Annotated in this window: 14 protein-coding genes; 8 read left to right on the forward strand and 6 right to left on the reverse strand. The window is 58.4% G+C overall.

The window, feature by feature from the left end; translation table 11 throughout:
- Positions 1 to 2: 2 nt before the first annotated feature.
- Positions 3 to 1,391 (reverse strand): sensor histidine kinase, encoded by a 1,389-nt coding sequence (locus FY550_RS05695; RefSeq protein ID WP_149054408.1) that lies wholly within the window; start codon positions 1,389 to 1,391, stop codon positions 3 to 5.
- Positions 1,388 to 2,059 (reverse strand): response regulator transcription factor, encoded by a 672-nt coding sequence (locus FY550_RS05700; protein ID WP_070976512.1) that lies wholly within the window; start codon positions 2,057 to 2,059, stop codon positions 1,388 to 1,390. Before FY550_RS05700 ends, FY550_RS05695 begins: the two co-directional genes overlap by 4 nt.
- A 221-nt stretch (positions 2,060 to 2,280) precedes the next feature.
- On the opposite strand from FY550_RS05700, the gene FY550_RS05705 reads away from it, so the two are divergent.
- The 3 genes from FY550_RS05705 to FY550_RS05715 are packed head-to-tail and all read left to right on the forward strand — an operon-like array spanning position 2,281 to position 5,228.
- Positions 2,281 to 3,282 (forward strand): Bug family tripartite tricarboxylate transporter substrate binding protein, encoded by a 1,002-nt coding sequence (locus FY550_RS05705; RefSeq protein ID WP_149054409.1) that lies wholly within the window; start codon positions 2,281 to 2,283, stop codon positions 3,280 to 3,282.
- A complete protein-coding gene (locus FY550_RS05710; RefSeq protein WP_070976514.1) occupies positions 3,279 to 3,725 on the forward strand; it encodes a tripartite tricarboxylate transporter TctB family protein in 447 nt (148 codons plus the stop codon). Before FY550_RS05705 ends, FY550_RS05710 begins: the two co-directional genes overlap by 4 nt.
- Before the next feature lie 3 nt (positions 3,726 to 3,728).
- Entirely contained in the window at positions 3,729 to 5,228 is a 1,500-nt protein-coding gene (locus FY550_RS05715) for a tripartite tricarboxylate transporter permease (RefSeq protein WP_070976516.1), read from the forward strand.
- Here the strand turns inward: FY550_RS05715 and FY550_RS05720 are convergent.
- A complete protein-coding gene (locus FY550_RS05720) occupies positions 5,214 to 5,918 on the reverse strand; it encodes a hypothetical protein (protein ID WP_070976517.1) in 705 nt (234 codons plus the stop codon). The genes FY550_RS05715 and FY550_RS05720 overlap by 15 nt on opposite strands.
- 442 nt (positions 5,919 to 6,360) lie before the next feature.
- Between FY550_RS05720 and FY550_RS05725 the strand changes: the two genes are divergently transcribed.
- Positions 6,361 to 6,567 carry a hypothetical protein gene (locus tag FY550_RS05725; RefSeq protein WP_070976518.1) on the forward strand — a complete coding sequence of 69 codons (207 nt, stop codon included), beginning with the start codon at positions 6,361 to 6,363 and terminating at the stop codon, positions 6,565 to 6,567.
- 18 nt (positions 6,568 to 6,585) lie between these two features.
- On the opposite strand, the gene FY550_RS05730 is transcribed toward FY550_RS05725, so the two are convergent.
- The gene (locus FY550_RS05730; RefSeq protein WP_149054410.1) at positions 6,586 to 7,104 is read right to left on the reverse strand and encodes a hypothetical protein; all 519 of its coding nucleotides are present in this window, start codon (positions 7,102 to 7,104) and stop codon (positions 6,586 to 6,588) included.
- A 60-nt stretch (positions 7,105 to 7,164) separates the two neighbouring features.
- Here FY550_RS05730 and FY550_RS05735 point away from each other — a divergent pair, with 60 nt between their 5' ends.
- Both FY550_RS05735 and FY550_RS05740 read left to right on the forward strand, forming a co-directional pair.
- Entirely contained in the window at positions 7,165 to 7,602 is a 438-nt protein-coding gene (locus FY550_RS05735; protein WP_070976521.1) for a copper resistance protein NlpE N-terminal domain-containing protein, read from the forward strand.
- Between the two features lie 133 nt (positions 7,603 to 7,735).
- A complete protein-coding gene (locus FY550_RS05740; protein WP_070976522.1) occupies positions 7,736 to 7,966 on the forward strand; it encodes a hypothetical protein in 231 nt (76 codons plus the stop codon).
- A 38-nt stretch (positions 7,967 to 8,004) separates the two neighbouring features.
- Here FY550_RS05740 and FY550_RS05745 read toward each other — a convergent pair whose 3' ends face one another.
- On the reverse strand, positions 8,005 to 8,184 hold the full coding sequence (locus FY550_RS05745; protein WP_149054411.1) for a metallothionein: 180 nt from the start codon (positions 8,182 to 8,184) through the stop codon (positions 8,005 to 8,007).
- A 72-nt stretch (positions 8,185 to 8,256) separates the two neighbouring features.
- Positions 8,257 to 8,583 carry a hypothetical protein gene (locus FY550_RS05750; RefSeq protein WP_070976524.1) on the reverse strand — a complete coding sequence of 109 codons (327 nt, stop codon included), beginning with the start codon at positions 8,581 to 8,583 and terminating at the stop codon, positions 8,257 to 8,259.
- Positions 8,584 to 8,734: 151 nt separating this feature from the next.
- Between FY550_RS05750 and FY550_RS05755 the strand changes: the two genes are divergently transcribed.
- Both FY550_RS05755 and FY550_RS05760 read left to right on the forward strand, forming a co-directional pair.
- Entirely contained in the window at positions 8,735 to 10,546 is a 1,812-nt protein-coding gene (locus FY550_RS05755; RefSeq protein ID WP_070976527.1) for a DUF748 domain-containing protein, read from the forward strand.
- A 130-nt stretch (positions 10,547 to 10,676) separates the two neighbouring features.
- Positions 10,677 to 12,203 carry an efflux transporter outer membrane subunit gene (locus FY550_RS05760; RefSeq protein WP_199287857.1) on the forward strand — a complete coding sequence of 509 codons (1,527 nt, stop codon included), beginning with the start codon at positions 10,677 to 10,679 and terminating at the stop codon, positions 12,201 to 12,203.
- The last annotated feature ends 27 nt before the right edge of the window (positions 12,204 to 12,230 follow it).

Consider the following 12,230-nt stretch of genomic DNA (forward strand, 5'->3'; position numbering starts at 1 on the left):
TCTCATTGATGCCGTTCGTGACTGAAGAGCAGGGCCACGCGTAATCCTCCGCTGGCAGGGGTTGTGATGCTCAGTTGCGCCTGATGCGACCGGGCAATGGAGGCCGCGACTGCCAGACCCAGGCCGGAGCCGCTGGTATCATGACGATCGCCGCGCACAAAGGGGTGTACCAGCGAGTCGCGTAGCGCTGGTGGCACGCCTGGGCCGTTATCCTCGACAAACAGTTCGTGGCCACTGTCCGTTTCCTCCACCCCCAGAGTGATCACACTGTCGGGCGGCGTATAGCGCAAGGCGTTATCCAGCAGGTTATTGATCAGCTCTCCGAGTTGCCAATCCGTGGCTTGCACCCATACCGGGTGGTCAGGCACTTCCAGGCCGAGATCGTGCATGGCACTGGCCGGACGCTGCGCCCAATCGGTCAGCCGCTCACGGGCCAGCGCCGTCAGATCGAGTCGGGTGGCGAGAGAAGTCTCATCATGATCCAGACGTGCCAGTTGCAACAGCTGGTGCGCCAGGCGCGTCGACCGGCTTGCGCCTGCATGGATATCTTTCAGGGCCTCATGCCATTGCTCGTGATCACGCGAGCGCAGGGCCAGCTCACTGATGTTCTGCAGGCCCGCCAGTGGGGTCTTGAGCTGATGAGACGCATCCGCGATGAAGCGCATCAGGCGATCATGGCTTTTGCGCTGGCGTGCCAGTAACTGATCGAGGGTATCGACCAGTTCGGAGAGCTCCACGGGGACGCGTGCAGAAATCGGGCTGAAGTCTTCGCTGTGACGCTGGCGCAATCTGTGACGCAGTCGCGTCAACGGGCGCAAGGATGCTCGTACAGCGAGCCATACGAGCACGATGGCAAGCCCTACCATCAGAATGAAACGCATCGCCGCACGCGCGACAAGATCATGGGCCAGCGCATTGCGAGCGCCGCGGGTGTGGGCCACCCAGATCTGCACCGGCTCGCGGGTCTCCCAGCCTGCCGAGGTAAACTCCCGACCAGCCAGCCGCAGCGACGTGCCCTGCCAGTCGATATCACGATAGACCGGCTGTTGTGCGACCTTTTTTTGCAGCCTGGCGGTGATGGGCAGGCTGGCATTGGCGGTAATGATCTCGCCCCGAGCCCCCAGCAGCGCGTAGAACACTCGCTCCTCATGGGGGGTGGCCAGAATCTGCAGGGCTGCTGCGGGCATGGCGATCAATGGGCGACCATCCTGCCATTGCAGCGCTTCGGCGATGGTGAGAATGGCGTCATCCAGCACCCCGTCATAAACACGATCGGCCTCGCGGTTGGCACTCAGTGTGGCTTCAAGCAGCAGGGCGCTCCCGAAAATCAGGGTCAGTCCGGCCATCCACAGCATCAACCGACGCTTGAGGGAGTGCCCACGTCGGATCATGAGGCCGGTATTTCCTCTAGCACGTAGCCCAGCCCGCGAATGGTGCGAATGCGCAGGCCATGGCCATCCAGACGCTTGCGCAGCCGGCTGATATAGAGATCGAGCGCATTGCTGCCGACGGCTTCGAAACCGAACAGACGTGCCTCAAGGAGATCCCGGGGCACCAGCTGCCCGGCCCGGGCCATCAGACTCTCCAGCAGGCTCAGCTCGCGGCGGGGCAGGGTCATCAGCGTGCCCTTCATTCTGACCTCGAAATGGCTCAGATCGATGGTGACGTCGCCGAGCGCCAGGCGGTCGGCACTGCGTTGCTGACTACGCCGCAACAGGGCACGCACCCGGGCTTCGAGCTCGCTGATCTCGAAGGGCTTGGCGAGATAGTCGTCAGCGCCCAGATCGAGTCCGCGAATCCGGTCATCGAGACCATCCCGCGCCGTCAGAATCAATACCGGTGTGGTGTCGCCGCGGTCACGCAGGGCGCTCAGCAATTCCAGCCCCCCACGCCCCGGTAAACCCAGATCCAGCAGGATCAGATCGAAGCGTTGTGTCGTCAGGGCATGAAGGGCCTGATCGCCATCCGCCAGGGCATCCAGAGTGTGTCCATGGGCTGTCAGGGTCTGACGGATGGCGCGTGTCAGCAAGGCATCATCTTCAGCAAGCAGCAGTCTCATCGGTGACCCGGGTCTGGTTGTGACTACCACCAATGTCGGATGCCAACGGACGGAGGATGACAGGTTGGTGACAGGTGGTGATGACTATGATCGCAGCCGTGATTGCGAGGCTTTTAACGGCACGATGTTGATGATGCGGTGTCGCGCGCCAGGGGCCTACCCCTGCGAAAGTCTGATAACAGCAGTTTGCAACTCTTCGGGATTCATTGAGGGAGTCTGTCATGACCATCCGCATTCGCGGTGCCCTGATGGCGCTGGGCGCTTCAGCTGCCGTCTCACTTTCGTCCCTGGGCGCGGCCCCGGCACAGGCTGCAGTCGAGCTCGACAAGCCCGAGTGCCTGGCACCCGCCAAACCGGGAGGAGGCTACGATCTGACCTGTCGCCTGGCGGCCACTTCTCTTCAGCAGACCGGTATTCTGAAAAAGCCGATGGCGGTCAACTACATGCCGGGCGGCATCGGGGCCGTGGCCTACAACCATGTCATGGGCGTGCGCGATGACGATCCCAATCTGATCGTGGCGGCCAGTACCGGGGCGGCCCTCAATCTGGCCGAGGGCAAGTTCGGCAAGTATGACGGCAGTGAAGTCCGCTGGCTGGGTGCGGTGGCCACCGATTACGGGGCCATTGTCGTTCGGGAAGATGCGCCCTGGCAGAATCTTGATGAGCTGATGGAGGATCTGAAACAGAACCCCGGCAAGGTGGTTTTTGGTGCAGGCGGCACCGTGGGGAGTCAGGACTGGATGAAGGCAGCCCTGACGGCGAAGGCTGCCGATATCGATCCGCGCAAGCTGCGCTATGTCGCTTTCGAAGGGGGTGGCGAGTCGCTGGCGGCCCTGCTGGGGAATCACATTCAGGTCTTTACCGGTGATCTCTCCGAAATCGAGTCCCAGCTCAAGGGCGGCAAGGTGCGCGTGCTGGCTGCGTTGTCGGATGAGCGTCAGGGCGGTGCATTTGCTGATATACCCACCGCGAAAGAGCAGGGCTACGACGTCGAATGGCCGATCTGGCGTGGTTATTACATGGGAGGCAAGGTCAGCGATGAGGCCTACCAGACCTGGCTGGACAAGTTCACCCAACTGGTGAAAACGGATCAGTTCAAGCAGGCGCGTCAGGCAAGAGGACTGTTCCCCTTTACCAAACTGGGGCCCGAGTTTGATGCCTATGTCAAAGAGCGCATTGCGCACTTCAATCAGCTGGCCAAAGAGATGGGACTGGCAAAATGAGTCGAGCGGCCGATCGCATACTGGGATTGATCCTGATGGCGGTAGCGGCCGCTTATGCTGTCAGTGCTGCTCGCCTGGAAGTGCCTTTTGCCTATGACCCTCTGGGGCCGAAGGCCTTTCCTTTCGGGCTGGCAGCGCTGCTGGCGGTGCTGGCAGTCGTATTACTGGTGAGGCCCGCGCCCGGTGGGCGCTGGCCCACCGGTATGCTGCTGGTGAAAGTGGTATCGACATTGGCAGTCCTTGCCCTCTACGGCCTGCTGTTCAGTCTCCTGGGGTACGTGCTCTCTTCTGCTCTGGTCATCCTGGCACTGGCCTGGCTTTTCGGTGCCGGCATTTTGAAAGCCTGTATGGCAGCCATCGGGATGTCGCTGGGCAGTTATGTACTGTTCACCTACGGCATGGATATCTCCCTGCCAATCGGTACTCTGTTCGGAGGGCGCTAGGCCATGTTCGATTTTCTGATTCACGGTTTCGGGGTGGCCCTGACCCCACTCAATCTGATGCTGGCCTTTGCCGGCGCGTTGCTGGGCACACTATTCGGGGCATTGCCCGGTATCGGTCCGATCAATGGTATCGCCATTCTGATGCCGCTGGCCTATAGCCTCGGTTTGCCGGCGGAGTCAGCGCTCATTCTGCTGGCTGGCATTTATACCGGCGCCGAGTACGGCGGGCGTATCTCGAGCATTCTGCTCAATGTGCCGGGGGACGCTGGTGCTGTCATGACTGCGCTTGATGGTAATCCCCTGGCACGCAAGGGGCTGGCAGGGCCGGCGCTGGGACTGTCGGCGGTCAGTTCGTTCGTGGGGGCCACGCTGTCCATTATCGGCCTGACGCTGTTTGCGCCGCTATTGGCCTCCTTTGCCGTCAATTTTGGTCCCGCCGAGTATTTTGCACTGATGATCTTCGCCTTCTCATCGCTCTCCGTCATGATGGGCAAGGATCCAATCAAAACGCTCATTGGTGCCGTGCTGGGTGTGATGCTGGCGACAGTGGGCGTGGATGCCGGTACCGGGGTGATGCGTTTTACCGGCGGCATGCCGGAGCTTTATGATGGCATCGATTTCGTGGTGCTGGTCATTGGTATGTTTGCGATCAGCGAGATCCTGCTGATGCTTGAGCAGCAGGGCAGTGATGGTGGTCGTCTGGCGCCGGTCGGGCGAGTGCTGGTGAAAATGAAAGAGGTTCTGTTCTGCAAGGGCGCCATCCTGCGTTCCTCGTTGTTCGGTTTCATTATCGGAGTCTTGCCGGGGACTGGCGCTTCGGTTGCCAGTGCCGTGTCCTACACCACCGAAAAGCGCCTCAGCGATCGCGAAGGTACCTTTGGTGAAGGGGATATGCGCGGGCTGGCGGCGCCCGAGGCAGCCAACAACGCCTCGGCTGTCGGCTCTTTCGTGCCGATGCTGACACTCGGGATTCCAGGCTCAGGCACCACGGCGATTCTGCTGGGGGCTCTGATGCTCTATAACATCGATCCCGGGCCGATGCTGTTTTCCGAACAGCCACGTGTAGTGGGTGGGCTGATTGCCTCGCTTTACATCGGCAATCTCATGTTGCTGTTGCTCAACCTGCCGCTGGCCGGTGTGTTTGCCCGCGTGTTGACCATGCCGCGATGGCTGCTGGTGCCGGGTATTGCACTGCTCTCCTTTGTCGGCGTGTATCAACTGCATTCCGACCTGATGGCCATCTTTTTGATGCTGGCCGTGGGCATCATGGGCTATGTGTTACGCAAGTTTGGCTTCTCGCTGGCGCCGATCGTACTGGGCTTCGTGCTGGGGGGGCTCATGGAGCAGAACCTGAGACGAGCGCTGGCGATGAGTGGAGGAGATTACGGCGTGCTGTTTGGCTCGGGGCTGGCCATTGGCCTGTGGTGTGCCGCGATCGCTGTTGTGGTGGTGCCGCTGGCCTTCAGCAGCTGGCGACGGCTGACAATATCAGCCGCGCGCTGAACCTGCTTGTGCTTCCACCGATAGCTGCTGCACCGCCAGTCGGTGCAGCAGCAGATGCCATTCGGCATAGCCCAATGGACACTGGGTCGTGGCTTCAACGCGGGCCGCATGGCGTTTCAGGCGCTCGGCAGGTATCCCTGTCAGTTCACTGGCACGTTGCCAGCCGGTTGCGGTAAGACTACCTTCCCCGGCGACATGCAAAAGCTCCCAGCCAGTCGGCGGACGCCAGTCACTGTAGACCGGGGTGGTGACTTCCTCGGGTAGCAGCGCAGCAATCCAGGCGTTGGCGGGAAGTTCGTGACGGGCCCGCAGGCGCGCGTATTCATCCAGACTCACGGCCAGCGCGTAGCGTCGATCGGCGCTGCACAGGTAGAAGTCGGCCTCGGCTGACAGGGGTGTTTCACCCAGTGCCTGGGACAGCTCGCGGTCGCTCGAAAAACCAGCGAGAACCTGCTCCTGTCGGTCGATCAGTTCCATGGGGTGGCACTCGAGCGCGTCACGCAGATTGGTGACCACGTCGGTGAGTCGGTCACTGATCTGTTCGATGATATGCGTGCGTGTACCCCTTGAGACAATCAGCCCGCTTGCGACGGTATCGTGCCCGTATTCGATATCCAGCTGTTGCCCCTGCTTGATGCAACCGACCGGGCGAATCGTGAAGGGACCGATGGAGAACGCATCCTTCAGCATGACCGGAACCTCGCTGAGCGTGACGAATGATGACGAGGGGTGATGCGATCAGCTTACCTCGCCCAGGCGAAGGCGGGTAGTGCGGCGCAATGTAGCAATCGGATATTGTTGCCCGGTCGAAGAGCACCGGGCATTTGATAGCAACGCATGAAGTTGAAGCGAGAGAGTGGCGAGCCGTCCGTTTCAGGAAAAGATCGACAGCAGATCGCGAATCAGTTCCAGCGTATTGTTGAGCGCATCAATCATGGGTGGAGACCTCCTCTCGGGAGCCGAACGATAGCCGGTCAGGGGCACCGGCAACCGTTATTAAAGTGCTTCGGAATGTGTTCTTCAAGCAGCTTGCCTGTTTCCCGATAACGCGTTTTTCATGAGCTACGCTTCAGGCGGATGATCGCTCAAGCGCGATCAGTTTCACTTTATAGCGCGATTTGTGAGGAGTCTCATGGAAATCACGACCCGTCATGATGCCAGCAACTGGTTCGTGAACAGTCAGTTTGTTGATTGGGAATGGCACGACAGTTTCGATGAAGATCGGCTGATCGACTTCGTTCATCATCACGGCAACAAGTACGATGATGAGCAGCGCATGGTTGCTGATTTTCTGATTGCAGAGGGTGAGGTGCCAGAAGAGTACGGGCTGCCGGGTTGAACCGGCAGTATAGTTCGTTTATTCCGGCTCGAAGATGAACTCGTCACTACTGTCGGCGCTGTAACGGCTGGTACCAAGCGCGTGAGCAGAAACGGCATCGCCGTCCTGCTGGCGCGCGTGACACAGTATGCTGGTGTTGTCTCGATAGGGGCGCAGGCCCGATTCAAAAGCCTGTCTGAGCATGCCGAAGCAGGTGCCATTGGTAAAAGCCTTCACTTCTTCGGGGTCAAGCTGATAATCCCCTGTATACCAGAGTGTGACTTCAATATGCCCGTGCGTCAGCTGATCCAGCCGGTAGCGTTCGAGAATATTCTTCTGCTCAGTGAGATTATCGAGTTGCCGATGAAAAGGCTGGGCAGCCAAAGGGGTGTCCTGATCCCGGGTATCGGCGGAGACGGGCAGAGCTGCAGGCAGTACCAGCAATCCCAGAACAAGGGCTACTCTTTTCGGTGAAAACCGTAAAAATGTCATGGCGTGAATGGCTTCTTTCGTCAAAAGTTTGATCCGGATTATGCAATATTGCGAAATGGCATCCATACTGGAACGTGCATAGGGAAGGTTGAACCTTCGGGAACAGAGAGCAGAAAAGGAGATTCAATGATGCTCAAGCAAGTCGCCACGACCATCGGGTTTGCGGCCTTTGCAGTACTGGCTGGTTGTGCCAGCAATGAACCTGCCAATCCTTCGCCCTATGCCCAGGCGCAGGGCTCTTATGAAGGCACTCTGCCGTGTGCGGACTGTTCAGGCATTCGCACGCGCCTCGATATCCGCAATCAGGATAACACTGGTGCCAGTTTCACTCTGAACAGCACTCGTATCGGCCAGAGCGAGAAGCCGATGAAGACTACAGGTCAGGTGCTGGTATTGCACGATGTGGGACCGAACGAATATCCGCTGGTTTATCAGCTCAAGGGCACCAACGGTAATACGATCTATAATCTGCTGCCGCTCAATAACGGTGACATGAAACTGCTGGGCCGGGACTACAAGCAGGTTCAGTCGAGTAATGACCTGACCCTTCGCAGGGTCGATTGATTCGACGCTTCTGCCAGTCGAATCAGTATTGCGCCCGGCCATTCGGCCGGGCGTTGTATATTCCGAGCCGCTAGCGGTGCATGTCAGGGACAGGGTTGTCCCGCTTGCTGAACCTTGAATGAGGAGTCATGCCATGCCTGATCTTTCCGAAGAGAAACGTATGCCGACCCCGTGTCCGGAATGCGGCAGCCACCGGGTTCGTCTTTCCGAAGTACATAATCCTACTGACAAGGTATTCTGCTCTTCATGCAATACCCTGCGTGGAGAATACAGCGATCTCGAAAAGGAATTGCTGGAGAAACCGCGCAGTGAAGCGGAGGAATTGCTCGAAGCTGCGGCCAATAGCAAAAAGCGTTCCGAGTAAACAGCAAGCGCCCGCCATGTTTGGCGGGCGTATCGGTTTCAGGTCTTGATACCGCCCCAGCCATGCTGATGACAGTCACATTCACTGCTCTGGCAAGGCGCTCGATCGGGGTGTGCTGAAGCGCAGGCTTCACAACAATAAACCTTGCCATCAAGTTCCACCGCACTGGCGGGAACAGTACAGTGGCAGTATTTGCAGTCACAGATGCGTTCGGACATGGTGCCTCCTGGCGTTCTATTCCTGCTTCAGTGTAGTGCGTTCAAGCGTATGTCTATCCCGGGGGCAGGCGATCAGCAGCCGCGACCCGAGCGGCGTTTTGCCATGGCATTGCCGGTGGGCTTGCGACTGACCCTCGGAAGTGGCTGATGGCGTTTGATCGGGCGTGTGTCAGCATTGGACAGCGTTTTTTGTCCCTCTCGCAAGCAGCCGATAATGGTCCCAATGGCCAGCAGGATGGCCAGACCGTAAGCCCAGTGACGATCGAACCAGATCAATTGTGCCATCATGACACCGGCAGCCATGAGCATCACGGTAATGCAGATATCGCGGGTAAATCCCCTGATCAGGCCATACCAGCCCAGCATGATCGCCAATAATGCGATCCAGAACAGATCCATGTTGTCTTCCTGATGTTCCCTTGCAGACATTATCGGCCTGCGAGCGATCCGGTTTATGCACTGATAAGTCGGAATGTATATCTTCAGGGTAGTGCAATCGTGCGTTCGGCATAACCGAAGAAGCGATAACGGATTGATTGAAGGAGTCTTCATGACGACAGGGAAGCATCAATGGCAGCGCTGGGGTATAGGCGGTGCGGTCATCGTGCTGTTGCTATTGGTCGCCGCTTATCTGGCTGCACCACCACTGCTGGGGCATCTGATTACCAGTCGACTGTCGTCCAAAACCGGGCACGAAGTGACGCTCGGTGATGTCTCGATCAACCCGTTTACGGCTGTGATAACCATTGATGATTTCAGGCTTGCAGGACACATGCCGGATGAAATGCCACTGTTTGCTTCGAAACGGATGCGTCTGGATCTCGCCTGGTCCTCACTCTGGCATGCCGGCTGGCACCTGCAATCGGTCGAGTTGCAACAGCCTCATCTGGCCCTGGTGATGAACAAGCAGGGAGAGTTCAATATCGGGCAACTTTTTCCGGATACCGGCGGGCCGCCAACCCCTGTTCATATCGATCATTTGACCACTCATGATGGTGTCCTGAGCTGGCAGAATCATGATCGTCATCCAAAAGGACAGGTTACGCTGAAACAGGTCGCCCTGAATATACGCAACTACGATCATACCGGCAGCCATCCCTTTCAGCTTCAGGGGACCGCCACGACAGGCGATGGTACTTTGCAGGTGAAGGGACAGATGGGCTTTTCGCCCTGGCAGGCGACCCTGGATTATCAGGGGCGTAATATCGCGCTGACGACTTTTTCCCCATGGTTGCAGAGCCTGATGCGTGCACGCGTCACACAGGGCACACTAAGCGCTCAGGGGCATTTCAGTGGAGGGAAAGCGGCCAATGGTGCTCTGCGTTTGACAGCGGATTCAGCCAGTCTCGCCCGGCCTGTGTTACAGGCACCCGAGACGGATACGGTATTGTTTTCCGCCAATGACATATCGCTTGGCACGCTGGAATTTGCCAGTCATCAGGGGTTGTCCATCAAACAGCTGACGCTGAATTCACCCATGCTGCATGCCGTGATTCTTCCCGGTATGACGACCAATCTGAGTGCTCTGACGCCGCCTTCATCCGATGCCCGATCCTCCTCCGGTCAGCGACAGGAAAAGCATGATACCGATCGCTCGCAGAAGAGTGAGCAGCAGGGCAGTCAGTCGTTCCGCTTCCAGCAGGTGCAGGTTCATGAAGGGCGTATCCGCTTTACAGATCGGCATCTGCAGCAGCCCTTTCAACTGGATATCCGTCAGCTCGAAGGTGAAATGACCGGGCTGGGCGGCGGTGGAGAAAACCCCGGCCGTCTGAAGCTCGATGGACGGGTCAATAACGCCTCTTCCATCAGTATCCGGGGACAGTTCTCGCCATTGGCCGGTAAGCTGTCGGGTGATTTGCGGCTGCAGGCCGAGCAACTCCCATTGACCGGTTTTGCGCCTTATATTCGCCGTTTCGGGGGGTATAAGGTGGAAGGGGGGACGGTACGCCTGGACCTCCACTACCGGATTCATCAGGGACAACTTGATGCTGATAACCATATCATTCTTCATCAACTGGATCTGGGCCCTGAAGTGCAGCCCGGCAGTACCGATCTGCCGCTGCGCAAGCTGATCGGTCTGCTTCAGGGGGAAAATGGTGTCATTAATCTTGATGTGCCTGTACAGGCCTCGCTGGATGGCACTTCACTCGATATCAGCCGGATAGTCTGGCAGGCGGTTGGAGAAGCCTTCGAAAATCTACTGACATCGCCGGTGGAAACGCTGTCGGCCGTGTTTGGTGATGAGAGCCCTGATCAGGGCAGTAAGTCCGGGCAAGAATCGAATAAGCGTGAAAGTACCTCTTCAAAGGGCTACACGCAGGGTCCTCTGTCGAAGGTGCCAACCGGCGATGTCGAGCGGTAATTATCTGATGGCAGGGCTGAAATGGGGCCAACGTTGAAACATGCATACCCCAGGACTGTCGGGTAGTAAACATGAGGGAATGACTGGCCTCGGGTCAGCACGATAGCGAATGGCAGGAGCAGATAACGTAATGCCGAGGTCTTGGGGATATTTGCAGGCCCTGAAAGGGGTGGGGATGGGAGTGGCAGTTCTGACACTGCTTAACGGATGCGCCAATTACGCCGGCATCAAACCTCAGGGAAAACTGACCAGCCTCAGCCAGCTTAGTGTCGAACAGGCCATTGGCAATAGTCCGATTACGCCTGCTGCATGGCCGGATCGCCAATGGTGGCAGGCGCTGGGAGATCCCACTCTCGACAAGCTGATTCACGAGGCATTGGCCAACGCACCGGATATCGATGTGGCGCAGGCACGGTTGCGATCGGCCAATGCGGCAATTGGTACTGCCCATTCGGAACTGTTTCCCTCGATTGATGCTTCGGCCAATGTTTCCCGTTCAAGGGTTTCCGAGGTTGAAGACCCGCAGGGTGTCGGCAATTACCGCTCGACCACGCGTTCCTTGAGTACCAGCCTCGATTTTGATTTCGATCTATGGGGTGGCGATCGGGCAGGGTGGTCGGCGGCTCTGGGTGAGGCGCGGGCCCAGGAAATCGACTACCGAGCTGCCGCACTGACGCTTTCGGTCAATGTGGCACGCCGATATGTCAGTCTTGCCAATGCCTACGCGGTCCGTGACGTGGCAAAGCGGCAGCTGAAGCGGGCCAGACAGATCAATCAGATCAATCAGGAGCTGCATCAGGCAGGGCTGAGCAATCGTTCCGAGACCCTGCAATCGGAGGTGTCGGTCTCCAGCGCACAACAGTCGCTGGAGTCGGCTCGGCAATCGATTCGCAGCAACCGTATCTCGCTGGCGATCCTGCTGGGCAAGGGGCCGGATCGAGGCGTCAGCATCCCTCGCCCCGAGCCGCTGTCTCCGGCACTGATGGCACTACCCTCGGTGATACCTGCCGAACTGGTCGGGCACCGGCCTGATGTCGTGGCAGCACGCTGGCGCGTTGAAGCCGCCTCACAGCGCATCAAACAGGCCAGGGCGAAGTTCTATCCCAACCTCAATCTGTCGGCGATGGCCGGCTTCAAATCGGCTCTGGGCTCCTATTTCTTCGAGGAAGCCGCAAAATCACAAAGTGTAACACCTGCCATCTCGTTGCCGATTTTCCAGGGTGGACGCCTGCGGGCCAATCTGGACAGTACCGAAGCCGATTATGATCTTGCCGTGGCGCAATACAATCAGACTGTGCTCTCCGCATTGGGAGACGTGACCCAGGATATTACCAGTCTGCGTTCCATTGCCCAGCAGCGCGAAGACCAGCAGAAGGCAGTAGCCAGTGCCCGTGGGGCATTTGATCTGGCATTGGAGCGCTATCGATCCGGGGTGACCGATTATGTCTCCGTACTCACGAGTGAACAGCAACTGCTCAGTGCAGAGCAGACACTGGCCAATCTTCGAACCAGCCAGGTGGATCAGTCGGTCCAGCTGGTTCAGGCACTGGGGGGCGGATTGAAACTCGATGCTGCGGTGCCACATTACGATGCCGGTGGCTTTCTGGATGCGCCCAATCCCGAGCGCATCAATCAGGGGCGTACCCTATCCCCATAACGAAAACGCCCCGTATCCACGGGGCGC

It is taken from the genome of Kushneria phosphatilytica (assembly GCF_008247605.1).
GTDB classification, from domain to species: domain Bacteria; phylum Pseudomonadota; class Gammaproteobacteria; order Pseudomonadales; family Halomonadaceae; genus Kushneria; species Kushneria phosphatilytica.

What these genes read in the sequence shown, in the direction of transcription:
- FY550_RS05695 (WP_149054408.1), bottom strand. Translation starts at nt 1,391, where the DNA reads ATGATCCGACGTGGGCACTCCCTCAAGCGTCGGTTGATGCTGTGGATG.
- FY550_RS05700 (WP_070976512.1), bottom strand. Translation starts at nt 2,059, where the DNA reads ATGAGACTGCTGCTTGCTGAAGATGATGCCTTGCTGACACGCGCCATC.
- FY550_RS05705 (WP_149054409.1), top strand. Translation starts at nt 2,281, where the DNA reads ATGACCATCCGCATTCGCGGTGCCCTGATGGCGCTGGGCGCTTCAGCT.
- FY550_RS05710 (WP_070976514.1), top strand. Translation starts at nt 3,279, where the DNA reads ATGAGTCGAGCGGCCGATCGCATACTGGGATTGATCCTGATGGCGGTA.
- FY550_RS05715 (WP_070976516.1), top strand. Translation starts at nt 3,729, where the DNA reads ATGTTCGATTTTCTGATTCACGGTTTCGGGGTGGCCCTGACCCCACTC.
- FY550_RS05720 (WP_070976517.1), bottom strand. Translation starts at nt 5,918, where the DNA reads ATGCTGAAGGATGCGTTCTCCATCGGTCCCTTCACGATTCGCCCGGTC.
- FY550_RS05725 (WP_070976518.1), top strand. Translation starts at nt 6,361, where the DNA reads ATGGAAATCACGACCCGTCATGATGCCAGCAACTGGTTCGTGAACAGT.
- FY550_RS05730 (WP_149054410.1), bottom strand. Translation starts at nt 7,104, where the DNA reads ATGGATGCCATTTCGCAATATTGCATAATCCGGATCAAACTTTTGACG.
- FY550_RS05735 (WP_070976521.1), top strand. Translation starts at nt 7,165, where the DNA reads ATGATGCTCAAGCAAGTCGCCACGACCATCGGGTTTGCGGCCTTTGCA.
- FY550_RS05740 (WP_070976522.1), top strand. Translation starts at nt 7,736, where the DNA reads ATGCCTGATCTTTCCGAAGAGAAACGTATGCCGACCCCGTGTCCGGAA.
- FY550_RS05745 (WP_149054411.1), bottom strand. Translation starts at nt 8,184, where the DNA reads ATGTCCGAACGCATCTGTGACTGCAAATACTGCCACTGTACTGTTCCC.
- FY550_RS05750 (WP_070976524.1), bottom strand. Translation starts at nt 8,583, where the DNA reads ATGGATCTGTTCTGGATCGCATTATTGGCGATCATGCTGGGCTGGTAT.
- FY550_RS05755 (WP_070976527.1), top strand. Translation starts at nt 8,735, where the DNA reads ATGACGACAGGGAAGCATCAATGGCAGCGCTGGGGTATAGGCGGTGCG.
- FY550_RS05760 (WP_199287857.1), top strand. Translation starts at nt 10,677, where the DNA reads ATGCCGAGGTCTTGGGGATATTTGCAGGCCCTGAAAGGGGTGGGGATG.